The organism is Corynebacterium bovis DSM 20582 = CIP 54.80 (assembly GCF_030408615.1).
Classification (GTDB): Bacteria; Actinomycetota; Actinomycetes; order Mycobacteriales; family Mycobacteriaceae; genus Corynebacterium; species Corynebacterium bovis.
On record NZ_CP047187.1, the window covers coordinates 1,695,132 to 1,718,727 of the forward strand.

Annotated in this window: 18 protein-coding genes, 1 other RNA gene and 1 CRISPR repeat array (1 of these 20 running past the window's edge); of the genes, 4 read left to right on the top strand and 15 right to left on the bottom strand. The window is 75.1% G+C overall.

Going from position 1 to position 23,596, the window contains the following annotated elements:
* Nucleotides 1-6: 6 nt before the first annotated feature.
* On the bottom strand, nucleotides 7-1,287 hold the full coding sequence (locus CBOVI_RS06865) for an MFS transporter (RefSeq protein WP_010266549.1): 1,281 nt from the start codon (nucleotides 1,285-1,287) through the stop codon (nucleotides 7-9).
* 240 nt (nucleotides 1,288-1,527) lie between these two features.
* Between CBOVI_RS06865 and CBOVI_RS06870 the strand changes: the two genes are divergently transcribed.
* The gene (locus CBOVI_RS06870) at nucleotides 1,528-2,817 is read left to right on the top strand and encodes a histidine kinase (protein ID WP_125187300.1); all 1,290 of its coding nucleotides are present in this window, start codon (nucleotides 1,528-1,530) and stop codon (nucleotides 2,815-2,817) included.
* A gap of 80 nt (nucleotides 2,818-2,897) precedes the next feature.
* Here CBOVI_RS06870 and CBOVI_RS06875 read toward each other — a convergent pair whose 3' ends face one another.
* From CBOVI_RS06875 to glnA, 8 genes are all read right to left on the bottom strand, one after another.
* Nucleotides 2,898-3,692: a fructosamine kinase family protein gene (locus CBOVI_RS06875; protein WP_125196918.1), complete on the bottom strand. Its 795-nt coding sequence runs from the start codon at nucleotides 3,690-3,692 to the stop codon at nucleotides 2,898-2,900.
* A gap of 5 nt (nucleotides 3,693-3,697) precedes the next feature.
* A complete protein-coding gene (locus tag CBOVI_RS06880) occupies nucleotides 3,698-4,423 on the bottom strand; it encodes a hypothetical protein (RefSeq protein ID WP_010264605.1) in 726 nt (241 codons plus the stop codon).
* A 64-nt stretch (nucleotides 4,424-4,487) separates the two neighbouring features.
* Entirely contained in the window at nucleotides 4,488-5,192 is a 705-nt protein-coding gene (locus CBOVI_RS06885) for a biliverdin-producing heme oxygenase (RefSeq protein ID WP_010264608.1), read from the bottom strand.
* Between the two features lie 222 nt (nucleotides 5,193-5,414).
* Complete coding sequence (locus CBOVI_RS06890) at nucleotides 5,415-6,239, bottom strand: heme ABC transporter ATP-binding protein (RefSeq protein WP_010264611.1); 825 nt, start codon at nucleotides 6,237-6,239, stop codon at nucleotides 5,415-5,417.
* On the bottom strand, nucleotides 6,236-7,294 hold the full coding sequence (locus CBOVI_RS06895) for a FecCD family ABC transporter permease (protein ID WP_183273615.1): 1,059 nt from the start codon (nucleotides 7,292-7,294) through the stop codon (nucleotides 6,236-6,238). Before CBOVI_RS06895 ends, CBOVI_RS06890 begins: the two co-directional genes overlap by 4 nt.
* Nucleotides 7,291-9,945, bottom strand: a complete 2,655-nt coding sequence (locus tag CBOVI_RS06900; protein ID WP_260159805.1) for an HtaA domain-containing protein — start codon at nucleotides 9,943-9,945, stop codon at nucleotides 7,291-7,293. The genes CBOVI_RS06895 and CBOVI_RS06900 overlap by 4 nt, the downstream gene beginning before the upstream one ends.
* Nucleotides 9,946-10,138: 193 nt before the next feature.
* Nucleotides 10,139-13,327, bottom strand: coding sequence for a bifunctional [glutamine synthetase] adenylyltransferase/[glutamine synthetase]-adenylyl-L-tyrosine phosphorylase (locus CBOVI_RS06905; RefSeq protein WP_043360668.1), 3,189 nt, complete (start codon nucleotides 13,325-13,327; stop codon nucleotides 10,139-10,141).
* Nucleotides 13,328-13,336: 9 nt separating this feature from the next.
* Nucleotides 13,337-14,677 (bottom strand): type I glutamate--ammonia ligase, encoded by a 1,341-nt coding sequence (gene glnA / locus CBOVI_RS06910; protein WP_010265730.1) that lies wholly within the window; start codon nucleotides 14,675-14,677, stop codon nucleotides 13,337-13,339.
* Between the two features lie 255 nt (nucleotides 14,678-14,932).
* On the opposite strand from glnA, the gene panB reads away from it, so the two are divergent.
* Nucleotides 14,933-15,739: a 3-methyl-2-oxobutanoate hydroxymethyltransferase gene (panB, locus tag CBOVI_RS06915; RefSeq protein WP_029157728.1), complete on the top strand. Its 807-nt coding sequence runs from the start codon at nucleotides 14,933-14,935 to the stop codon at nucleotides 15,737-15,739.
* Between the two features lie 130 nt (nucleotides 15,740-15,869).
* On the opposite strand, the gene CBOVI_RS06920 is transcribed toward panB, so the two are convergent.
* The 5 genes from CBOVI_RS06920 to CBOVI_RS06940 form a co-directional block, all read right to left on the bottom strand.
* Complete coding sequence (locus tag CBOVI_RS06920) at nucleotides 15,870-16,046, bottom strand: hypothetical protein (protein WP_010265725.1); 177 nt, start codon at nucleotides 16,044-16,046, stop codon at nucleotides 15,870-15,872.
* 73 nt (nucleotides 16,047-16,119) lie between these two features.
* An RNA gene (rnpB, locus tag CBOVI_RS06925) (RNase P RNA component class A) lies at nucleotides 16,120-16,558 on the bottom strand.
* Nucleotides 16,559-16,703: 145 nt separating this feature from the next.
* Nucleotides 16,704-17,591 carry an MmyB family transcriptional regulator gene (locus tag CBOVI_RS06930; protein ID WP_183273614.1) on the bottom strand — a complete coding sequence of 296 codons (888 nt, stop codon included), beginning with the start codon at nucleotides 17,589-17,591 and terminating at the stop codon, nucleotides 16,704-16,706.
* Between the two features lie 34 nt (nucleotides 17,592-17,625).
* Nucleotides 17,626-18,822 (bottom strand): bifunctional RNase H/acid phosphatase, encoded by a 1,197-nt coding sequence (locus CBOVI_RS06935; protein WP_010265719.1) that lies wholly within the window; start codon nucleotides 18,820-18,822, stop codon nucleotides 17,626-17,628.
* Nucleotides 18,823-18,977: 155 nt separating this feature from the next.
* On the bottom strand, nucleotides 18,978-20,219 hold the full coding sequence (locus tag CBOVI_RS06940) for a Nif3-like dinuclear metal center hexameric protein (RefSeq protein ID WP_010265715.1): 1,242 nt from the start codon (nucleotides 20,217-20,219) through the stop codon (nucleotides 18,978-18,980).
* 23 nt (nucleotides 20,220-20,242) lie between these two features.
* Here CBOVI_RS06940 and CBOVI_RS06945 point away from each other — a divergent pair, with 23 nt between their 5' ends.
* Nucleotides 20,243-20,959 (top strand): HAD hydrolase-like protein, encoded by a 717-nt coding sequence (locus CBOVI_RS06945; RefSeq protein ID WP_010265713.1) that lies wholly within the window; start codon nucleotides 20,243-20,245, stop codon nucleotides 20,957-20,959.
* A 144-nt stretch (nucleotides 20,960-21,103) separates the two neighbouring features.
* Complete coding sequence (locus tag CBOVI_RS06950; protein WP_010265711.1) at nucleotides 21,104-21,631, top strand: low molecular weight protein-tyrosine-phosphatase; 528 nt, start codon at nucleotides 21,104-21,106, stop codon at nucleotides 21,629-21,631.
* Nucleotides 21,632-21,760: 129 nt separating this feature from the next.
* Here the strand turns inward: CBOVI_RS06950 and CBOVI_RS06955 are convergent, their stop codons facing one another.
* Nucleotides 21,761-23,017 (bottom strand): SURF1 family cytochrome oxidase biogenesis protein, encoded by a 1,257-nt coding sequence (locus tag CBOVI_RS06955; protein WP_010265708.1) that lies wholly within the window; start codon nucleotides 23,015-23,017, stop codon nucleotides 21,761-21,763.
* Between the two features lie 240 nt (nucleotides 23,018-23,257).
* A CRISPR array of direct repeats spans nucleotides 23,258-23,596; the repeat unit is 28 nt; unit sequence GGATCATCCCCGCTCACGCGGGGAGCAC (it continues 436 nt past the right edge of the window).

Here is a 23,596-nt window from a genome sequence, read left to right on the forward strand (position 1 = left end):
CGACGGTCAGCGCACCGGTGTGAGCGCCGCCCGGGCCCGCCGCCCCCGCCTCCGCATGACCACCGTCAACGCGAGCAGGCCGATGAACCCGCCGGCCCACACGACCCCCATCGCGAGGAACCCCACGCGGAAGTCACCCCACGTGTACGTGTCCCCGCCGGCGGCCCGGTCGAGCACGAGCCCCACCCCCTGGAACGCGACCATCGCCGCCGAGAACCCGCCCATGTTCGCCAGGCCCGTCCCCGTCGCCGTGACCTCCCGGTCGACGTTCTCCCGGACGACGTCGAAGGCGGTGTTCGCCACCGGGGCCAGGCCGGCGACGACGACCGCGAGCACGACCACCGCCGCCAGCCCCCGCGGCGTACCCGGCGCGAGGAAGACCACCCACGCCACCGCCGAGGCCAGGGTGCACACGAGGGCGACGACCGGCCGCCGCCGCCCCGCCCGGAGCGACACCATCCCGTGCAGCGGCCCCGCCGCGACACTGACGACCGTGTTGACGACGAGCACGGCGCTCGCCTGCCCCGGGCTGAGCCCCATGCCCAACGTCATCAACGGCACACCCCACACCAGCGTGAACGACAGCTGCCCCATGAGCGACCCGTGGATGAAGAACCCGGTCCAGCACGCCGGCTCCCGGACGACCCGGCGCAGCGTCACCCCCAGGGACCGCAGGCTCTCCCCGGGGCTCGGGCGGACGACCCGGCGGTACCGCGCCGCCGCGCCGGGGACCGGGCCGGGACCGTCGCGGACGATGAGCCACACGAGCCCGGCGACGAGCACCGCCGCGCCCGCGACGGACAGGAACGCCGGCGTCCACCCGGTGACCCCGAGCATCATCATGAACGGCACCGCCGAGATGAACTGCCCCACGTACCCGAGCGAGCCCGTGAACTGGGTGAACAGCGGGGCCTGGCGGGGCGGGATCCACGCCGGGAGCAGCCGCATGACGGAGAGGAAGGCCGTCGCGTCCGCGACCCCGATGATGACCCGCGCGAGGACCGCCAGGGGGTAGTTCCCGACGAGCGCCAGCACGGCCTGCCCCACCGCCATCGCGAGCGCCCCGGCGACGAGGACGCGGCGGGGGCCGAAGCGGTCGATCGCGAGCCCCGTGGGGATCTGCGCGAGGGCGTAGACGCCGACCTGGACGGAGGTGAACACGGCGAGGCGGGAGGCGTCGATCCCGAAGTGGTCGAGGGCCTCGACGCCCGCGACCCCGAACGACGTGCGGCCGGTGATGGCGAGGATGTACGCGACGACCGCCGTGGACCACACCGCGACCGCCACCGTGGTGAGGCGGGGTCCCGGGACCGAGGGCGGCGGCGAGGACGGCAGGGACGGCGGGGCGGACGGCGCGGGGGGCGTCGACCCCGACGGCGACGGACCGTCGGGGGACCGGTCGGGGTGGGCGGGCGGTGGTGTCACAGCTCCACCGTAACGGCAGCACCCCTGACGCACCCGCCCCGACCCCCTCCGCCGCCGGTCCCGTCCGCGTCCCCGGCCGGAGGGTCAGCTACACTGCCCGACGTGGGCAAGAGACTGCACAGGACCTCCTCAGCAGCCGTGTGGGCGGTGTGGACCGCCGCACACGTCCTCCTAGTCTACTTCACGGTGGTCAGGCACTGGACGGTCGGGGACGTCCACTACTACCTCCAGGGCGTCGACGGCACGTCCGTCGGCGCGATGGACGAGTACCCGGACGCCGCCGTATGGCCGCTGCGCCTCCTGCGCCTCGCGGTGCCGGACGACAAGGACGTCTTCACCGCCGCGTTCGTCTTCTCCTGCCTGGCCCTGTCCGCCGTCTTCACCGCGGTGCTCCTCCGGCGCGGGGCGTGGCACAGCGCCCTGTTCTGGTCCCTGTTCGTCGGGCTGAGCGGGCCGGTGTTCGTCACCCGCCTCGACCTCGTCCCCGGCCTGCTCGTCGGGTGCGCCGCCGGGCTGCTGTTCACCCACCCGCGGGTGGCGTCGGCGGTGCTGGCCTGCGCGACGGCGACGAAGCTGTGGCCGGGGATGCTCGCCGCCGGGCTCGTCGGCGGGGCGCGGAACCGGGGGACGTGGCAGCGGCTGGTGACGTTCTTCGTCTCCCTCGCCGTGCTCGTCGCGGTGACCGTCGCGACCTCGGGGGTCGACCGGGTGCTCTCCCCGCTCGGTTACCAGAGTGACCGCGGCCTCCAGGTCGAGTCCGTCGCCGCGACCCCGTTCGTCGTCCTCTCGGCCGTGTTCCCCGGCACGTGGTCGATCTCCTACGCGGCGTCGAAGAGCTTCGAGATCACGGGCCCCGGCGTGACCGTGGCCACCGGCCTGACCACCGTCCTCACGGTCCTGCTCGTCCTCGCGGTCCTCGCCGCGGCGGTGGCGCACCTCCTGCGCGACACGTGGACGCCGGACTCGGCGGTGGCCTTCAGCGCGGTGCTCGTGCTCCTGCTCATCGTGACGAACAAGGTGTTCTCCCCGCAGTACCTCATCTGGCTCGCCCCGCTCATCGCCGTGGCCCTGCACCGGCTCCCCGGCCGCCGCACGCGGTTCCTCGCCGCGGGGCTGCTCGTGCTCGCCGCGCTGACGACGGTGGTCTACCCGCTGTGCTACGACACGCTGGTCTACGGGGACACCGCGCCGTTCCCGGCCGTCGTGCTCCTCGCGCGGAACGTGGGCGTCGTCGTGCTCACCGTCGTCGCCGTGCGGTGGTGGCTCGCGACGCGCCCGTGGTCCCGGCCCGGACGGGTGCCGGGGGACGACGCCGTCCCCGCGGTCTCCCCCGCCGCCGGCGCCACCGCGACGGGCGCCGCCGCGACGGACGCCCCGGCCGTCGGAGCCTGACCACCCCGGTCCCCGGTCCCCCGCCCCCGCGGCCTCCCCGGGCCGGCCACCGCCCCCCGCGGCCCCTGATCCCCGCCCCGTCAGAGGGCGAGGGCCTGCCGGACCGCGTCGAGCGTCCGGTCGACGTACCCGCCGCCGAACAGCACCGCGTGGAGCAGCAGCAGGTGGAGCTGGTGCAGCGGGGTCCGCCGCCGCCAGCCGGCGTCGAGCCCGGCCTCCTCCGCGTACGCCCCGAGGATCGTCCCGAGGTGCGGCGCGCCGAAGAGGGCGAGCGCGGCGAGGTCGGCCTCGGGGTGACCGCCGTGGGCGGCCGGGTCGATGAGCACCGCCCCGTCGGGGCCCCACAGGACGTTGCCCGCCCACAGGTCGCCGTGGATCCGGGCGGGCGGGCGGTCGTCGTCGTACTCCCCCGACCCGAGGCGGTCGAGCAGCGACCCGACGGCCCGCCGGTCCGCGGCCCCGAAGTCCGGCCACAGGTCCGCGACCAGCGGCCGGAGCATGACCTCGGACCAGTAGGTGCCCCACCGGTCGTGGGGGGCGAGGGGCAGCTCCCGCAGCGCGTCGTTCGGCCCCTGGTAGCCGGCACCGGACCAGCCGTCCGGCGGTGCGCCGAAGGCCGGGGCGCCGGCGGCGTGCGTGTGCACGAGCGCCCGGCCGAACTGCTCCGCGTGCCCGCGCGCGGTCCCGCCGCCGGTGTGCGGGGCGGGGGCGACCCGGTCGAGGCGGGTCTCGTCCCCCTCCCGGCCCCGGACGCCGACGACGACGGCCCCTCCCCGGTCCGTCGCCTCCGCGAGCCACCGCAGACCCGCGACCTCCCAGTCGCCCGGCCGGCCCGGGTTTTGCTTCGTGTACGTGCCGTCGGTGTGCCCGTCCACGCCGGTCACCCGAGGGCGCGGCGGATCGCGGCGGCCGTGACGGAGCAGCTGCTGGCGGCGTCGATGCCCTGGTAGGCGCGGCAGACGTCGGACCCGTGTGCGAGCACGAGCACGAGCGCGGCGCTGAGTTCCTCGGTGAGGACCTCCTCGGCGAGGTCGCCGTCGGCGTGGCCGCGGAGCGCCATCGACGCGAGCGCCGAGCGGAGGGTCGCGGCGGTGGGCATGTCCCCGAGGGGGAACGGGCTCACGGCGGCGGCCGCGCACCGGGCGTAGGCGTGGGCGGCGAAGGCCAGGGCGTCCTGCTCGTCGGCCATCTCGACGACGCGGCGCCGGAACTGGAGCATCGACGGCATCGTCACGTGGTGGTCGCGCCAGCGGGGGCTCGCGTGGGCGTTGTCGAGCGCCCGTCCGAGCCGGGTGGTCGCCTCCCGGAGCGCGCGGCGGAACACGGGGTCGACCCCGGGGAACCGGGCGGCGACGGAGGAGAGGACCCGCATGCCCTCCCAGTGCTGTTCGAGGTAGCCGGCGCGGCCGGCACCGGGAAGGGTGCCGTCGGCCATCCGGGACCACACGGACGACCGGTGGAGGCAGTCGACGATCGACCGGTCGATCGTGTCGAGGATCGCCTCCAGTGCCGCGGTCTGGGTGGTACCGGGTGCGGTGGCCGGGACGTCCGGGAGCGCGCGGTCCCCGGGCGTCTCCCCCACGACCTGCGCGGATATCGCGGACATCGGCGACTCCTTTCCGTGGCTTCCGTGGTCAGATTGGTAAGCGTACCCTAATACACTCGTGGTGTCACGCGGAGGTGTCCGTCGTCCCCGGTCCGGCCGTCGCGTCGGCGAGGTCCCCGAAGACACCCTGGTTGAGGGAGAACGCGACCGTCGCCTGCCGGACGAGGTCGGCGCTCTCCTCCTCCGTGAACGCCAGCCCGTCGAGGATCCGGCGGTACCGGTCGCGGTAGGGCTTGATCTTGTCCACGCCGTCGAAACGGTAGAACCCGAGGCCCTCCGCCGGGACCCCGTACAGCTCCCCCATACGCCGGGCGATGACCTGCCCGCCGGAGAGGTCCCCGAGGTACCGGACGTAGTGGTGGGCGACGGCGCCGGGCGCGTCCCGCCCGTCCCGGATGCGGACGAGCTCGTCGATGTAGCGGCGCGTCGCGGCCGACGGCGTGGCGTCGACCTCACCGCCGAGCACCCGCAGGTCCTCCGCGAGCACCTGCGCCCGTTCGAGGCCGGGGTCGGCGACCGCCGCGACCCGCGGGTCGTCCGCGAGCGTGCGGACGGCGTCCTCGAGCGCGGAGTAGAACAGGTACGCCTGCTCCTGGAGCGCGACGAACGCGGCCCGGTCCCGTCCACCGGAGAGCAGCTGCTCCATGAAGACCGAGTGCTCCGCCTCCTCGTGGGCGCGGGCGGTCTCCTCGCGGAGCCGGGCGGAGAGGGGGCGGGCGGTGTCCTCCGCCTGGTCCACCGGGGGTGTCGTGGTGTGCATCGTGTCCATCCTGTCGGTCGTGCCGGTCGTTCGTGCCGGTCCTGCGGTCCGCCGGGGCCGCGCCCGGGGACCGGTCTGTGTCTGTGTGTGGTCGGTGTGGTCGATGTGATTGGTGCGGTCTGTGTGTCTGCGTGACCGTGCGGTCTGTGCCCGGGGCTGTCTCCGGGGAAGGTCCGACGACACCCCGCGGCCATCACTAGTGAAGCCTACCCAAACTCTCTCCCCGTCCCATCAACCGAAAGGTGGAGATCCGGCGCCGGGCCGCGCCGCCGACCTGGGCCTGATCCACAGCTGGGGGACGACGGTCCCCTCCACGTCGGCCTCGTCGTGCCGGGACACGGCCACCGGCCAGTCGTAGACCGCGCTGAGGAGCTCCTCCGTGCAGATCTCGTCCGGTGACCCCACGCCCGCCAGGCCGCCGTCGCCGAGCAACGCCAGCCGGTCGCAGTACCGGGCGGCGGTGTTGAGGTCGTGGAGCACGATGATGACGCCGACGCCCCCGGCGGCGAGCCCGCGGACCGTCCGCATCGTGCGCTCCTGGTGGCCGACGTCCATCGCCGCCGTCGGCTCGTCGAGGAGGACGACCGACGCCTGCTGCGCCATCACCCGGGCCAGGGCCACGCGGGCCCGCTCACCGCCGGACAGCGTCGTCACCTCCCGGTCCTGGAGCGCGAGGAGGTCCACCTGCCGCAGGCAGGCGTCGACGACGTCCGCGTCGACCTCCCGGTCCCGGCGGTGCGCCGACCGGCCCATCTCGACGACGTCCCGCACGAGGTGGGCGAAGGACACCGCCGGGTTCTGGAGCATCACCGCGCGCAGCCGCGCGGCCTCCCGCGCCGAGTACGCCGCGTACTCCCGGCCCATGAGCAGCGCCCGCCCCCGCGTCGGGCTGAGGTCGCCGGCCAGCACGGACAGCAGCGTCGACTTCCCCGCCCCGTTCGGGCCGATGAGCCCCAGCACCTCGCCCGGCGCGACGCTGACGCTCACCCCGCGGAGGATCTCCCGCCCGCCGACGGCGACGGCGACGTCGACGGCGTCGATGACGGACCCGGTCACGGCTGACCTCCCTTGAGCAGGGTCCTGCGCAGCAGGACGAAGAACGTCGGACCGCCGACGAGGGCGGTGAAGATCCCGATCGGCAGGTCCGCGTACGCGATGAGGATGCGGGCGACGAGGTCCGCGAGGATGACGAGGACCGCACCGCCGAGCGCGCTGAGCGGCACGAGCCACCGGTTCGACGGCCCCGTGACCTGCCGGAGGATGTGCGGGACGATGAGGCCGACGAACCCGATCACCCCGGCGAAGGACACGGCGGCCGCGGCGAGCAGCGTCGAGACCCCGACGACGGCGATCCGTGCGACCCCGACGTTGACACCCGCGTGGAACGCCGCCCGCTCCCCGAGGCTCAGGACGTCGAGGGTCCGGGCGAGGGCCACCGCCCCGAGGACCCCGACGACGACGGCGACGGCGACGGTCGCGACCTCGTTCGACCGGGCCCCGTTGAGCGACCCCATCTGCCAGAAGATGATCTGCTCCCGCGACGCCGTCGGGGCGAGGTAGACGAGGAAGGAGATCGCCGCACCCGCGACCGCGTTCACCGCGATGCCGGTGAGGATGAGGGTCACGACGCGCACCTCCCCGCCGACGCGGGCCAGCCGGTAGATGAGCAGGGTCGTGACCACCCCGGCGGCGAAGGCGAGCAGCGGCACCGTCGCCGTGCCGGCGAAGGACAGCCCGAAGACGATCGCCGCCGCCGCGCCGACACCGGCGCCCGCGGTGACCCCGATGACCGACGGCTCCGCCAGCGGGTTGCCGAACAGGCCCTGGAGCAGCGTCCCGGCGACCGCGAGCGCCGCCCCGACGAGCACCCCGAGGACGAGCCGCGGCGCCCGGACCGACCACAGCACCCCCGCCGCGGACGAGCCGGACGTCCGGGCGACCCCCGGGCCGGCCGTGAGCGCCGACCACACCTCACCGAGCGACATGCTGTACTGCCCGAGCGCGAGGTTCGCGCCGACCCCCGCGACGAGCAGGACGACGAGCACCACCAGGGCGACGACGCGCGCCCGCGCCCGCCGGCGCAGGACAGCGGTCGCGTGGACGCCGCTCACCGGACCGGCCCCGTCGGGTCGGGGCCCGTGTCCGCGCCGTCGCCGGCACGCCGGCGGCCGCGCAGGCCGAGCGCGAGGCCGACCCCGGCGGCGACGACGAGCACCGCGAGCGCGACCGGCGTCGTCGGGTTCTGGGCGAGGGCCATCGCCACCGACCGGGGACGGTCCTCCGCCGCCCCGGACGGCCGGTCGTGGATGTCGACCTCACCGGAGCCGCTGGCGGGCGCGGACGACCCGTCGGCCGGGAGCGCGCCGAGGGAGGCGACGTCCGGGGTGGACCCCGCGGTCCCCGCCCCGGTCGCGCCGCTGCCGTCGAGGGCGCCGCAGTCCGCGGCCCCGGCGAGGGCCGCCCGGACGCTCACCGGGGACATGACGGTCCCCGGCTCGTAGAAGTCGGACAGGGCGTTCGCCCCGGCCTGCGTGAGCGTCGCCTCGGCCGTGCCGTCGAGGACGCCGCCGTCGACGGACGCGGTGACCGTGAGGTCGGCGACGGCGATGCGCCCGTAGGCGTGCGGCGTGCCCTGCGTGTCGTTCGAGGTGACGTCGGCGGTGAGCGTGCCGGTGCCGCCGGAGAACGTCACCTCCGGGTCCGCGACGACCGTGCGCAGCGTGCCGCCGTGGCCCGTGAAGGTCACGGACCCGCGCGCGGCGACGGTGCCGCGCGGACCGGAGGTGTCGACGGCCCCCTCCGCGCCGCTGAAGATGAACGCGCCGCCGTTCTCGACGGCCCCGTCGGTCGTCCACGATCCCTTCGCGACGGACCCGCGGATGTAGCTGCGGAAGGAGTCCTTCACGCCCCACCCGATGCGGGACTCGGAGACCCGGCGCGTGGTCGACGCGTCGCACGTCGGCGCGCCGCCGGACGTGCCGCCGGACGTGCCGCCGGTCCCCCCGCCGGCCGCACCCGCGCCGGCGGACCGGTCGACGCCGAGGACCCGCGGTCCCGGGGTCGTGCCGAGGGTGAGGTCGGGGGCCCGGTCCGGCCCGCCGGTGCCGCCGGTTCCTCCGGTTCCGCCGGTTCCCGCGCCCCCGGCGGGGCCGGCGGCCTCGAGGGCCCCGAGCCCGCCGCCGGCCGTGGCCCCGTCGCCGCAGCCCGCCCCGCCGAGGCCGAGGGTCACGGAGATCGGGTCGGCCTCGTTGTTGCCGGGCCCGTAGGTCCCGCCGAAGGCCGTGTTGCCGTCGTCGGTGAGCACACCGGTGCCGGTGAGTGTCACCGTGCCGCCCGCCGCCGCGTCGAGCGGACGGTCGAGGGTGAACGACGCGATGGGCCGTTGGGTGCCGGTGTCCGCCCCGGTGACGTCCGCCCCGGGCCGGAAGCTGCTCACGGTGTTCGTCCGGTAGTCGGCGACGATCTGCGCCTGCGTGCCCCGGATCCGCAGGCTCAGGGCGCTGAGGCGGATGGTGAGCAGGCCGGCGTGGCCGGTGAAGGTGACGGCGCCGCGGAGGGGGATGTCGGCGTCACCGCCGGAGACCGTGGCGGCGGCGGTGTCACCGGTGAAGTCGAAGGTGCCCCGGCCGCCCCGGTCGCCGGAGAAGCCGACGCCGTCGAGGTCCCAGTGCCCGCCCGCGATCGGGCCGGTGAGGTACCGGCGGAAGGACTGCTTCACCCCCCAGCCGACCGACGCCGACGTCACCGCCCGGCACGTCTCCGCCGGGCCGGCTGCGGCGGCGGGGGCTGCGGCAGGGGCGGCGGGTGCCGGAGCAGGGGCGGCGGCGGGGGCCGGTGCGGGGCCTGCGGCGGGTGCGGTGTCCCCGCCCGCGGTGTCGACGGAGGCCGCTCCGCCGCCCGGCTGCGGGGCGACCCGCTCCCCCGCCGCGTCCCGGCCCGGGTCGTCCGCGGTCGCGATGGTGGCGTCGAGCCCGCAGTCACCGTCGGTGACGGGGCCGCCGGTCGCGAGGGTGAGGTCGAGCGTGTCTCCCTCGTTGTCGCCCTCCCCGTACTGCCCGCCGAGGGCCGCGTTGAGCTCCGGGGTGATCCACGTGCGCCCGGTGAGGTGCGCGGTGCCGTCGGCGGCGCCGGCCTCGCCGAGCGTTCCGTCGAGCGCGACGGTGGCGATCGGGGTGTGACGGAAGCTCCCGGGACCGCCGGACCCGGACAGGGCCACAGGGTTGAGCCCCCGGTAGTCACCGTCGGCGACGAGCCGGGCGGTCGTCCCCCGGACCTGGAGTTCGAGCGCGGAGAGCCGGATGTGCAGCAGACCGAGGTGGCCGTCCATCGTCAGGGTGCCGGCGAGGGGGATGTCGGCGTCGTCCCCCTCGACCCGGGCCGCGCCGGGCTCCGCGGTGAAGGTGAAGGCGCCGTCGGACCCGGCGGGCTCCCCCCGGAACCCGACCCCGTCGAGGGTCCACGAGCCCCCGGCGACGGGCCCCGTGAGGTACCGGCGGAAGGACTGCCGGATGCCCCACCCGACGGTGCCCCGGGTCACCGGCCGGCACTCCGCACCGCCCGCGGCCGGCGCGGCCTGCGCGGCGGGCACGACGACCGGCGACAGCGCGGACACCGGCAGCGCCCCCGCGCCGACGAGGGGCATGACGGCGACGACGGCCCCCGCGGCGACGGTGCGCAGCGGCCCGCGGGTGCTGCGGGCGGTGCGGGGGGCGCGGGGTCTCCGGGGGGTGTCGGGTCGGGCGGTGGGGTGGCGGACAGGCATGGGGTCCTCTCTGGCGTGGGAGGGCCCCGGCCGGTCTCGGTCCGGCACATCCCTGAGCCCATCCTCAGTTAGGTGAGCCTACAGCAAGACCAAAGCGCTGCCTACTGTTTTCCCGGACGCCGGGGCCGGGCCCTCCCCCGGCGCGCCCCACGCCGGCCACCGGCCCCGGCGCGCTCTGCCCCCCCCGGCGGGATCAGGAGCGGTACCGGTCCTCGTCGATCTCCTCGCCCCAGAAGATGCGGTCGACGACGCGCCGCGCCCGCCGGGTCTTCTTGAGGTAGTCGTCGAGGAACCCCTGCGAGTCCTCCGGCGGCCAGTTCGCCGCCGCCGCGACCTGGACGAGCTGCGGCCCCGGCTGCGGCAGCTGGTCCTTGCGCGTGCCCTTGACGAGGACGATCGCGTTGCGCGCGTGGGTCGCCGTGATCCACGCGGTGCGCAGGGTCTCCGCGTCCTCCGCGCCGATGAGCCCGGCGTCGAGGATCTCCCGCAGCACCGCGAGGGTCGACGTGTTCCGCAACGCCCCGACGACGTGACTGTGCTGCATCGTCAGCAGCTGCACCGTCCACTCGATGTCCGTCAGCGCCCCGCGCCCGAGCTTCGTGTGCGTGTTCCGGTCGGCGCCCCGGGGCAGCCGCTCGGCGTCGACCCGGGCCTTCATCCGCCGCACCTCGCGGACGGTCGCCTCGTCGGCCCCGTCGGCCGGGTACCGGAACTCGTCGATCATCCGCAGGAACCGGATCCCCAGGTCCTTGTCGCCGGCGATCCACGTCGCCCGCAACAGGGCCTGGAGTTCCCACGTGTCCGCCCACCGGGCGTAGTACGCACGGTAGGACTCCAGCGTGCGGACCGTCGGCCCGTTCCGGCCCTCGGGGCGGAGGTTGACGTCCACCTCCAGCGGCGGGTCCTGGGACGGGCGGGCGAGCCGGCGGCGCAGCCCGTCGCAGATCCCCGTCGCCCAGCGCACGGCCGCGGCCGTGTCCTCCCGGTCGGGCTCCTCCCCCGCGTCGCAGGGTTCGCACACGAAGAGCACGTCGGCGTCGGAGCCGTAGCCCAGCTCCTCGCCGCCGAGCCGCCCCATCCCGATGACGCTGATCCGCGCCGGGGCGTTGCGCCCGTGGGAGTCCTCCCACGCGGCGACCTCCACCTGCAGCGCCGCCTCGAGCACGGCGTTCCACACGTAGGACAGGGACCGGCACACCTCCTCGACCTCCATGAGGCCGAGCAGGTCCGCGCTGGCGATCCGCGCCAGCTCCGTCCGGCGCAGGGACCGCGCGGCGGCGATCGCCCGGTCGGGGTCGTCGTGCCGCCCCGCCGCGGCGACGAGGGAGTGGCTGATGACCGAGGCGTCCTTGTCCAGCAGTTTCGGCCCGTTCGCCCCGTCGCTGAGGAGGCGCACCGTGTCCGGGGAGGCGATGATGAGCTCCGCCGCGTACGGCGACGTGCCGAGGATCCGCATGAGCCGCTGGCCGACGACGTTCTCGTCGCGGAGCAGCCGCAGGAACCACGAACGGGTGAACGCGGCCTCCGACAGCTTCCGGTACGCGAGCAGGCCGGAGTCGGGGTCGACGGTGCCGCTCAGCCACTCGAGCATCGAGGGCAGGATCATCCCCTGGATGCGGTCCTTGCGCGTCGACCCGGACGCGAGCGCCGACAGGTGCTCGAACGCGCGGTCCGGGGCCCGGTAGCCCAGCGCCGCGAGCTGCCGCTTCGCCGCGTCCGGGGTGAGCCGCAGGGCGTCGACCGGCATCGTGACGACCGAGCTCAGCAGCGGACGGTAGAACAGCTTGCGGTGGAGCTGGTGGATCTGGACGGCCACCCGCCGCACGGTCCGGTCCAGCTGCTCGGCGGAGCTGCCGGCGTCGGTGGCGCGGATCCCGGCCGTCCGGGCGAGCCACGTCCGGGCGGGGCCGTCGTCCGGTTTCGGGAGGGTGTGCGTCCGCCGCATGTGGTGCAGCTGCATCCGGTGCTCGAGCAGCCGCATGAACTCGTAGCAGCTGATGAGGGTGTCGCCGTCCTCGCGGCCGACGTACCCTCCCGCGACGAGCGCCCGCAGCGCCCCGATCGTGGACGGCACGCGGACGGACTCGTCGACCCGGCCGTGGACCATCTGCAGCAGCTGCACCGCGAACTCCACGTCGCGCAGCCCGCCCGGCCCGAGCTTGAGCTCCCGGTCGAGGACGTCGTCCGGCACGTTGTCGATGACCCGGCGGCGCATCGCCTGGACGTCCTCGACGAAGTCGTCGCGCTCGGCGGCGGTCCACACCTTGGCCGACAACGCGTCGGTGTACCGGCGGCACAGGTCCATGTCCCCGGTCATCGGGCGGGCCTTGAGCTGCGCCTGGAACTCCCACGTCTTCGCCCACCGGTCGTAGTAGGCCACGTGGCTGTCGAGCGTGCGCACCAGCGCGCCCCGCTTGCCCTCCGGGCGCAGGGCGGCGTCGACCTCGAAGAACACCCGGCACCCGATGGAGATGAACTCCCCGGCGAGCCGGGTGGCCTTCGCGTCGGCCGGCTCGGCGACGAAGATGACGTCGACGTCCGAGATGTAGTTCAGCTCCCGCGCCCCGCACTTGCCGAGGGCGAGCACACCGAGCCGCACGGGCACGTCGCCCTCGGGGACGACGACGGCCACCGCGACGGCCAGCGCCGCGGTGAGCGCGGCGTCGGCGAGATCCGCGAGCAGCCGCGTGAGCAGCTCGAAGCTCACGCTCGGCGGCAGCTCCTCCCCCTCCCGGTGGATGAACGTCCCGGCGAGGTCCGCCGCCGCGAGCCGCATGAGCAGACTGCGGTACGCCACCCGCAGCGCCTGGTCCGCCTCCGGGCCGGTCACCGCCGCCCGGTACATGAGCGAGTCCGGGCCGTGGTCGACGCCGTCCGGGCCCGTCACCGGACGCGCACCGACGGCGTCGAGCATCGTGTCCATCATCTGCCGGCGGTCCGGCAGGGGCTCCCGGAGCAGCGGCCAGTGCGTGGGGTTCGCCACGAGGTGGTCGCCCAGCGCCGTCGATGCCCCGAGCAGCGCGAACAACGGCACCCGGAAGGTCGGGTCCTGCTCGACGGCGGCGAGGAGCTCCGCCGACGACGTGCCGGCGGGGACCGGGGCGGGGTCCGTGGCGTGGCCGCCGTCGGCGGCGTCGGTGTCGGTGCCGTGGCTGCCGGCAGCGTCCCCGCGCGCGGCGAGGTCGTCGAGCGCGTCGACGAGCCGGACGAGGTTGTTCAGCGCGAGGTTCGGGTCACCGGTCGCCGACAGGGTCCACAGGACCGCCCGGCTCGCGGCGTTGTTCCAGCCCAGGCGGTCGAGGTCGGCGGCGGCCCGGGGGCCGCTCAGCCCGAGCGCGGCGGGCGACGGGACGGGGTTGCGGGACGAGCGCGGGAGATTCACGGCCACCCCCTACAGTTCGAGGTTGTTGCGCAGTTCCCAGGCCGTGACCTGCGAGGAGTAGTCCGACCACTCCCGCCACTTGTTCCGCAGGAAGAACTCGAAGACGTGCTCCCCCAGCGTGTCCGCGACGAGCTCGGAGCGCTCCATCTCCCGGAGGGCCTGCTCCAGGTCCGTCGGCAGGTCCTTGTAGCCGAGCGCCCGCCGCTCCCGGCGGGTGAGGCTCGCGACGTCGTCCTCCGCCGGGGCCCCGAGCTCGTAGCCCTCGCGGATGCCCTTGAGCCCCGCGGCGAGGAGCACGCTGTACGCGAGGTACGGGTTCGCCGCGCTGTCGGGGCTGCGCACCTCGACGCGCCGGGAGGACTGCTTGTTCACCGTGTACATCGGGACGCGGACGAGGGCCGACCGGTTCGACGCCCCCCACGTCGCCGCCGTCGGGGCCTCCCCGCCGAAGGCGATGCGCTTGTACGAGTTGACGAACTGGTTCGTCACCGCGGAGATCTCCCCCGCGTGCTCGAGGATCCCGGCGATGAAGGACTTCGCCGTCCGGGAGAGCCGGAACTCGTCGTCCGGGTCGTGGAAGGCGTTCTCGTCGCCCTCGAACAGGGACATGTGGGTGTGCATCGCGGAGCCGGCCTCGGCGACGAAGGGCTTCGGCATGAACGTCGCCCGCACCCCGTTGCGCCGCGCGACCTGCTTGACGATGTACCGGAAGGTCATGATGTTGTCCGCCATGGACAGCGCGTCGGCGTACCGGAGGTCGATCTCCTGCTGGCCGGGGGCCGTCTCGTGGTGGGAGAACTCGACGGAGATCCCCATCCGCTCCAGCGCGTTGATCGCGTCCTGGCGGAACTGCGGGGCCTCGTCGGTGACCGCCTGGTCGAAGTAGCCGCCGGAGTCGCTCGGCACCGGGGGCTGGCCGTCCGTGTCGAGGGACTTCACGAGGAAGAACTCGATCTCCGGGTGGACGTAGCACGTGAACCCCTCGTCGGCCGCCCGGTTGAGCTGCCGGCGCAGCACCTGCCGCGGGTCGGCCCACGACGGCTCCCCGTCGGGCATCGCGATGTCGCAGAACATCCGGGCCGACAGGTTCCGGCCGTCACCCTGGTGGAACGGCAGGATCTGGAACGTGCTCGGGTCCGGCCGCGCGATCGTGTCGGACTCGGACACGCGGGAGAACCCCTCGATCGCCGAGCCGTCGAAGCCGATGCCCTCGGTGAACGCCCCCTCCAGCTCCGCCGGCGCGACGGCGACGGACTTCAGCGAGCCCTGGATGTCGGTGAACCACAGCCGCACGAAGCGGATGTCCCGTTCCTCGAGAGTGCGCAGCACGAATTCCTGTTGGCGGTTCATGCGGACCATAGTAACCGCCGGGGTGACGCCCGGCCGCGACCGCCGGACGGCCGGGGCCGCGGGACCGCGCGGCGGGCGACACCACCCTCACGTGGCACAATCGGGTCCATGTCTTCCACCCCGTCCTCCCCCGAAGCCGCCTCCGCGGACCCGTCGACCACGGCGTCCGGCACCGCGTCGACCACCGCGTCCGGCACGGCGTCCACCTCCGCGGCCGGCACCGCGTCGAACGCCCCGTCGACCCCCGCCGGGTACATGGTCCCCACGAAGCAGGTCCGCATCCGTGACCTGCACACCTGGCGCCGGGAGGGCCGCCGGTGGGCGATGCTCACCGCGTACGACTACTCGACGGCCGTCGCCTTCGCGGAGGCCGGCATCGAGGTCATGCTCGTCGGGGACTCCGCGGCGAACGTCGTCTACGGCTACGACTCGACGCAGCAGGTGTCGATGGACGAGATGTGCCACCTCGCGGCCGCGGTCGTCCGGGGCGCCGGCAGCGCGCTCGTCGTCGTCGACCTCCCCTTCGGCACCTACGAGGCGTCCGACGAGCAGGCCGTGCGCTCGGCGGCGGAGATCCTGCGCCGGTCGGGGGCTCACATGGTGAAGATCGAGGGCGGCGTGCGGATCGCCCCGCGCATCCGGGCGCTCGTCGACGCGGGCATCGCGGTGTGCGCGCACGTCGGGTTCACCCCGCAGTCGGTCAACGCCCTCGGCGGCTTCCGGGTCCAGGGTCGCGGGGAGGGGGCCGACGCCCTCCTCGCCGACGTCGAGGCCGTCACCGCGGCGGGCGCGGAGCTCGTCGTCATGGAGATGGTCCCCGCGGACGTCGCCGCCCGGGCGACGGAGGCCTCCCCCGTCCCCACCGTCGGCATCGGGGCGGGCCCGGGGACGGACGCCCAGGTCCTCGTGTGGCACGACATGGCCGCCCTGCCCGCCGGCGGTCACCGCCCGCGGTTCGCGAAGCAGTGGGCCAGCCTGGGGCGGGACCTCACCGCCGCCGCGGCGGCGTACAAGCGCGAGGTCGTCGAGGGCACCTTCCCCGCCGAGGAGCACTGCTTCTAGGTCCCGTGCCCGGGGGGTGCGGTGTCCCGGGAGGGGGACGACGCCGGGGCGGTCACGGTGTCCCGGTCCCGGGGGTGTCCCGGGGGGCGGGGGTCAGGGGCAGGGCCGTCGCCGGGGGCCGTCGCCGGGGTCAGTCGTCCTCGCGGTCCTCGGCGTCCGCGCGGGCGGTGCGTTCCCGGGCGATCTCGAGGGCGTGGGCCGCCTCCTCGCGGGTGTCGTACGGCCCCATGCGGCTGTCCCATCCGCCGCCGACCCCCTGGGACACCTCTCCGGTCTTCGTGTCGTAGTACCACTTCTCGTCGCTCATGGGGCCGACCCTACCGGAGTCCGCCCGACCACCCGGGGGTCCCGGGGTCGGGTGGGGGGGGTCGACGGGCTGAGTGTCGAGAGGGCCTGTGAGCCGGATTCTGTCCGCCACCCGGCGCGGGGCCGGGCGGGGGGTGATCATCCATCTGGACGCACCATCGCTGGGCGCCTCGAGCGGTCCACCTGTCCCTTCACCGACGGGCAGCCGACGGGACACGCGGGCACCCGGCGTCTGCGACGCCCGGTGTCCGCACTTGACCTTGCTCCCGGTGGGGTTTACCCAGCTGCACCGGTCACCCGGCGCACTGGTGCGCTCTTACCGCACCTTTTCACCCTTACCCGGTGGCCGGACGAACCGGTCCCGGGCGGTCTGTTTTCTGTGGCACTGTCCCGCGGGTCGCCCCGGGTTGCCGTTAGCAACCACCGTGCCCTGTGGAGTCCGGACTTTCCTCGACCCCCGGCCTCGTCCCGTGCGGGACCGGTTCCGGCGGCCGCGATCACCCGGCCCTCTCGACAGGTGCACACCTTAGCAGCGCCCGGTCACGGCGTCCCCACGCGCCGACCGCGCCCGCTCCCCCGCGACCGGCGGCGCGCCCGGCAGCGTAACCGACAGCGCAGCCGGCGGCGCAACCGGCGGCGCGACCGGCGGCGGGCCCGGTCACCCGTGGAGCACGAGGATGCTGAGGTCGTCCGCCCGGTCGCCCCCGTCGGGGAGCCCCTTGCCCGACCTCCCCGACCGGACGGGGACGGCGGACCGGTCCGGGCGCCCGCCGCTGCCCTGCGCCCGGGAGGTGTCGGCCGGCCGGAGCCCGGGGCGGAGGACCCGCATCGTGCAGATCCAGCGGCGCGGCGTGCCGTCGCGGATGATCGCGAGCCGCAGCCCGTCGAGCCCCCGGCGCGCCGTCGGGTCCGCCAGCGCCTCGCGGAAGTCCCCGAGGACGGAGAGCTCGCCGATGAGTTCGTCGAGCCGCCCGTCGCGCGGGGTGACCGTGCGGGCGAACCGGAGGTCCGCCGCGACCGCCCGGAGGATCTGCTCGCCGTCGCCGCCCTGGACGTTCCACCGGCCGGCCCCGAGGAGCAGGCGGCCGAGGTTCGGCGCGTCGGACCCGGTCTCGGGTTCGCCGTCGAGCAGTTTCTCGAAGGCCTCGTTCGCGGCCCGCAGGGTGAGGCGGTGGTCGACGACGGCCGCCGGCGCGGCGAGCAGCCGCACGGTCTCACCGAGGTGCGTCGGCTGGAACGCGAGCCGGTCGGTGAGCCGCGGCCCCGGTTCCGGTTCCGGCGCGACCACGCCGACGTAGGCGAGGAGGACCCGGCGTTCCTCCGCGTCGAACCGCAGGCCGTCCGCGATACGTTCGGCGTCCTCGGGCGGGAAGCGGACGTTCCGGCCCTGTTCCAGGCGCGTGTACGCCCACCGTGTCATCCCGCAGAGGTACGCCGCCTCCTCGCGGGACAGACGCCGGTAGTCCCCCGGCGCGCTCGGCAACCCCATCATCGCCGGGGTGCGTCGGCACCTCCGGTCCATGAGGTAGCGTCCGGCCCGCTGCACGTCCGGGCGTCCCCGGCGTCCCGTCCCCATGATGTCACCGCAGGTAGTGGGTGTCGTTGACGAGGCGGACGACGCTGCGTCCGTCGGGGTAGAACTCCACGACGGACAGGCTCGCGAGGTCGAGGTGCAGCGTGCGGTAGATGTCCGCCGACGCGCCGAGCGCCCGCCGGACCGTCGCCTTGATCGGGGTGACGTGGCTGACGACGAGCACGGTGCGGCCCGGGTTGCGGTCGACGATCCCGTCGACCGCCGCGGCGACCCGGTCGTCGACGTCGCTGAGGCTCTCCCCGCCGACCGCCGGGACGGTCGGGTCGGTCATCCACGCGGTGTGCTCGTCGGCCCACCGCTCGTGGACCTCGGCGAAGGTGCGCCCCCCCCACTCGCCGAAGTCGAGTTCGACGACGCCGCGGTCCGTGGTCACGGCCGCCTCGTCGAGGCCGAGGGAGGCGACGCACGCCGCCGCGGTCTCACGGGTCCGCCGGAGGGGGGACGTGACGACGGCGTCGATCCCCCCGCGGGAGGCGAGGTACGCGGCCGCGCGACGGGCCTGGTCCCGGCCCGTGGCGGTGAGGGCGGGGTCGGACAGCCCGGAGAACCGGCCCTCGGCGGAGAGCTCCGTCTGGCCGTGGCGGAGCAGCAGCAGGCGGGTCGGCCGGTCGCAGTCGCCCATCCACGACGGGGCGGCGTCGCCGGAGGTGGCGGCCGCGTCCCCGCCGGTCCCGGACGTGGCGGGAGCGTCCGCACCGGATGCCGCGTCCCCGCCGGACGGCAGCTCCTCCCCCGAGGCCTTCGTGTCCATCGCCTGGTTCGCCAGGGCGTCGGCCCGCGCGTTGTCGGCGCGGGGCACCCACGTGTAGTCCACGGCGTCGAAGTCCTTCTCCAGGGCCTTGACGGTCGCGGCGAGCGGCTTCATGTCCGGGTGCTTGATCTTCCACCGGCCGGACATCTGCTCGACGACGAGCTTGGAGTCCATGTGCACGTGCACCCTCCGGGCCCCGAGGTCCCGGGCGAGGGTGAGCGCGTTGACGAGGCCCGTGTACTCGGCGACGTTGTTCGTCGCCCGCGGGATGTACTCGTGGCAGGTGGCGAGGACCGTCCGGCGGTCGGCGGTGAGGACGAGCGACCCGGCCCCGGCGGTGCCGGGGTTACCCCGGGAGCCGCCGTCACACTCGACCGCGACCTCGGCCGGCACCCGACCGGTCGTCCCCTGCTGCTGTCCGCCGGCCGTCATGTCCGGCCCCCTTTCTCCCTGCGCCACCGCGGGCCCGTGTCCCCACGGGCCCGCCTTCGTCGGGACATTCTCTCACAGCGGTCACCGGTGCCCGCGCGTCACGGCCCCCGGACGCCGCCGTCGACCCCCGGCCCCAGGTCACCGGCGCCCGCGGGTCAGCTCCCGGACTCCCCGCCGGCGTGGACGGTCCACGGGTCGGTCCGGATGTCGAGCACCCGGGCCGGGACCCCCGTCGCGGCGGTGACGACGTCGGCCGCCTGCGCGCACCAGGGGTACTCGCTGGCCCAGTGGGACGTGTCGACGACCGGGCAGCCCCCGGCGCGCAGGTGCTCGTCGACGGGGTGGTGCCGCAGGTCGGACGTGACGAGGCAGTCCACGTCCATCCGGCGCACGGTGGCCAGGAAGCCGTCGCCCGCCCCGGAGGCCACCGCAACGGTGCGGATCATCCGCTCCGGGTCCCCGGCGGCGCGCACACCCCACACCGTCGCCGGGAGGCGCTCGGCGACGCGACGGGTGAACTCCCGCAGCGTCATCGGGGTGTCGAGCGGCCCGACGCGGCCGATGCCCGTGCTGTGCGCGCGGGACCCGGCGGGGGTGACGGTCACGGTCTCGACGACGTCGTACGCCACCTCCTCGTAGGGGTGCGCCGCCCGGAGCGCCGCGAGGATCCCCCGCCGCCGCGACCGGGGGGCGACGAACTCCACGCGCAGCTCCTCGACGTGCTCCAGCGCGCCGACGGAGCCCAGCGTCGGCACCGACCCCTCCCCCGGGCGGAACTGGCCGGTGCCCGCGACCTCGAAGCTGCACTCGGTGTAGGTCCCGACGGCCCCCGCCCCCGCCGCGAAGACCGCCTCCTTCACGGCGGCCGCGGCGTCGACCGGCACGGTGAACCCCCACCGGTCGAGCACGGGGGCATCCGACAGCGCCGGGTCCTGCGGGTCCAGGGGGTCCCCCGGGGTCACGCCGAGGACCTCGGCGAGGCGGTCGTTCACCCCGGGCCGGGCGGAGTCCGCGTTCGTGTGCGCGGCGAACAGGGCCACCCCCGCCCGGATGAGGCGGTGGACGATCCTGCCCTTCGGGTGGTCCGCGGGCACGCCCGTCACGCCCCGGAGCAGGAGCGGGTGGTGGACGACGATCATGTCCGCGCCGGCGTCGACAGCGGCGGCGGCGACCTCGTCGGTGCACTCGAGGGCGACGACGACCGACCGGACCGGCGCATCCGGGTCCCCGCAGACGAGGCCGACGGCGTCCCAGGACTCCGCGAGCTGCGGCGGGTAGGCGGTCTCCAGGGCCGCGACGACGTCGGCGACCGTCCGGGCGGGGGTACCGGCGGCGGGCTGCGCGGGGGCGTCGGCGGCGGCGTGGTCGGACGCGGGTCCGGCACTGTGAGAATTCATGGAAACCAGCCTAACCTGGCGGTGTGACTGCACAGCCGACACCTGTCCTGCTCGTCGACGTCGACGGCACGCTCATCGACTCCTACCCGGGCATCCGGGAGAGTTTCGTCCACGGACTCACCGCCAACGGTGTGGACCTGCCGCCGGAGGAGACGATCCGCGGCATCCCCGGGCCGCCCATGATGGACACCCTCCGGGGCATCGGCCTCGACGGGGAGCTCCTCGACCGGGTCTTCACCAGCTACCTCGACCACCAGACCTCGACCGGCTGGCTCAACGCCACCCCCTTCGACGGCATGGCCGGGCTGCTCGACCGGTGGCGGGACGCCGGCGTGCGGCTGTCCACCGCGACGTCGAAGTCCGAGGTCTCCGCCCGGCGCGTGCTGGAGAAGTTCGGCCTGTTCGGGCGGTTCGACGTCTTCGCCGCCGCCCAGGAGGACGGCGAACGGCGGTCGAAGGCCGCGGTCATCCGCCACGCGCTGGAGCAGCTCGGGGAGCCGTCCGCGACGGTCGCCGAGGGCGGCCCGACGTCCCGGGACCACATCCTCCTCGTCGGCGACCGCATCCACGACGTCGAGGGGGCGGCGCAGTTCGGGATCCGCACCGTCCTCGTGGACTGGGGGTACGGTGCACAGGACGAGCACGACCGGGCGTGGGCCAGCGTGCCGGACACCGCGGCGCTGGGGCGGCTCGTCGACGGCTGGCTGCGGGACCCGGCCGCGCCGGACGCGCAGGGCTGACGGCGCGGCACTGTTCCGGGCGGCCGTGCCGGGCTGCGACCGTTCCTGGCGGCCCGCGGCCGTGCCGGGCTGCACCTGGTCCGGCGCCGTCCGGTCCCGGGCGGCGCGCGATGAGACGACACCCGACCACGAGGAGGAGACCACGTGACACAGGACCCGACGACCCAGGACGCGCGGGCGCCGGAGACCGGCGTCGACCCCGACCGGCCTGCCCTGCACCTCTGCGTCGTGTGCACGGGCAACATCTGCCGCTCGCCGATGGGTGAGGTCATGCTCCGCGACGCCCTCGACGACGCCGGGCTCGGCGACGCCGTGCGCGTGACGTCCTGCGGGACGCACGGCTACCACATCGGCCAGCACGCCGACCCGCGCGCGGTGGCGCAGCTCGCCGCCGACGGTCACGACGGCAGCCGGCACCGGGCGGCGGAGTTCGGCCCCCGGGACGAGGACGCCGACCTGTTCCTCGCCATGACCCACGGGCACGTCCGCGAGCTCCGCGGGATGGGGGTCGACGGAGACCGCATCCGTCTCATGCGCTCCTTCGGACCGGACGGGGACGAGGATGTCGACGACCCGTACTACGGCTCCGCGGACGGGTTCGCCCGGGTCGCACGCGAGATCCGCGAGGCGCTGCCCGGCGTCGTCGACTGGGTGCGCGCGGAACTCCGCTGACGGGAGTGCGGGCCGGCGCGGGGGCGCGCCGTTGCTGCAGTGGCCGGCCCGAAGGCTACCGGCGCTGACGCTGCCGGCCCGAGAGCGCCGTTGCTGCAGTGGCCGGCCCGAAGACTGCCGGCACCGGGGTCAGAAACGTTCCTCGTCGCGGGCGTTGCGCCGGTCGAAGAACCGCGTGTGACTGCGGCCGTACCGCTCGGCGAGCTTGCGCTCCCGCGCCCGCGCCGCGTCCTCCTGCCCCTCCTCGGGCTCCCCGGCCCGGTCGGGTTCCCGCTGACCGTCCCCGGTCCGCCCGCGCTCCGGGCTCCCCTGCCCCGGCTGGCCGTCCGCGGTCCGGCTGTGCCCGGCGTGCCCGTCCTCGGGTGACGCGTCGGCGGGGTCGGCCGACGCGGCGGAGGGGGGCGTCGTCCCTTCCCCGACCGGGACCGCCCCGGACCCCGAGCCCGGGTGCGGACCGTGACCGTCACCGGCCGTGTCCCCCGACCCCGCCCCGTCACCGGATCCGCCGGCGGGGACGGCGACGACGGGGCCACCGTCGCGGGCCTCGCGTTCGCGGCGACGCTCGCGCATCTCCGCCCACACGAAGTAGCCGAGGCCGAGCGGCGCCATGACACCGAAGGCGATCCACTGGATGCCGTAGGACAGGTAGGGGCCGGAGTCCAGCTTCGGCAGCGGGATCGCGTGGAGCGGATCGGCGACGGACCCCTCCCCCAGCTGCACGTAGTCCGCGGCGAGGGGGCGGCCCGACGGGGTCCCCGCGCCTGCGCCCGCGGCGGGGAGGTCGGGGGCGACGAGGTCCCCGATCTGCGCGGTACTGATGCCGTAGACCTGCTGCACCCCCTCGGAGCGGAGCGGCGGCGTCGACGGGGTCTGTTCCCCGGGGCGGACGTAGCCCTCGACGGTGCGCTCCCCCGTCGGTGCCGTGGGGATGTCCGGCACGTCCGCCGCGTTCCTCGGCGGCGTCCAGCCCCGGTTGACGAGGACCGTGCCGCCCGAATCCAGGCGGAACGCGGTGAGGACCTGGAACGCGGGGCTCGTGTCCACCGGGCGGTTGCGCAGGAGCACCTGGGCGTCCGGGATGAAGCGGCCCTGGAGGGTCACGCGGGTCCACTCGCGGTCCGCGCCGGCGGGTGAGCCGTCCGCGGGGAGGACGTCCTCGACCGGCACCGGGTCGGCGTCCATCGCGGCGGACAGGCGCTGGTTGTTCTCCTGCGTGCGGGTGTTCTTCCCCAGCTGCCACGGCGCGAGGACGGTGAACGCCACGTAGGCGAACATCACCACGATGACGGCGGTGATGACCCAGCCCGGCGTGAGGAACGCTCGCCAGCCCCGCCGGCGCCGGGTTGACCCGGGCGCGGCATTGTTCGTCGTCGTTCGCGTGGCCACGGATTCACCTTAGACCTGCGGTCGGCGGACGGGCGAACACGACGGGAGGTGGGTGGGCGGTGGTGGTGAGGATCATCCCCGCGTCAGCGGGGAGCACACATGCCGGATCAAAGTCGTCCAAGCGTGACGCGGATCATCCCCGCTCGCGCGGGGAGCACCAGTGTCTGCAGTCTAGCGGGTCGTCCTCCCTACCAGCCAGGAGCGGCGCGGCCCGGGGTCATCCCCGCGGGTGCTCCCCGCAGGTCGTCCCCGCTCGCGCGGGGAGCACGTTGACACCACCGACCAGCGCGCCGATGACCTGCGGATCATCCCCGCGGCTCATCCCCGTTCACGCGGGGAGCACCACAACACCCTCAAGGAAGGACACCACCAACGCGGATCATCCCCGCTCGCGCGGGGAGCACAAATCCGAGTCGAGGCGCGCCCACTCGGACGCGGGATCCTCCCCGCTCACGCGGGGAGCACTCAACCCCCGACTTCACTACCCGCTGCCATTGCGGATCATCCCCGCTCACGCGGGGAGCACCCCGTCGTCGACAGTGCCGACCGGACGCCCACGGGATCATCCCCGCTCACGCG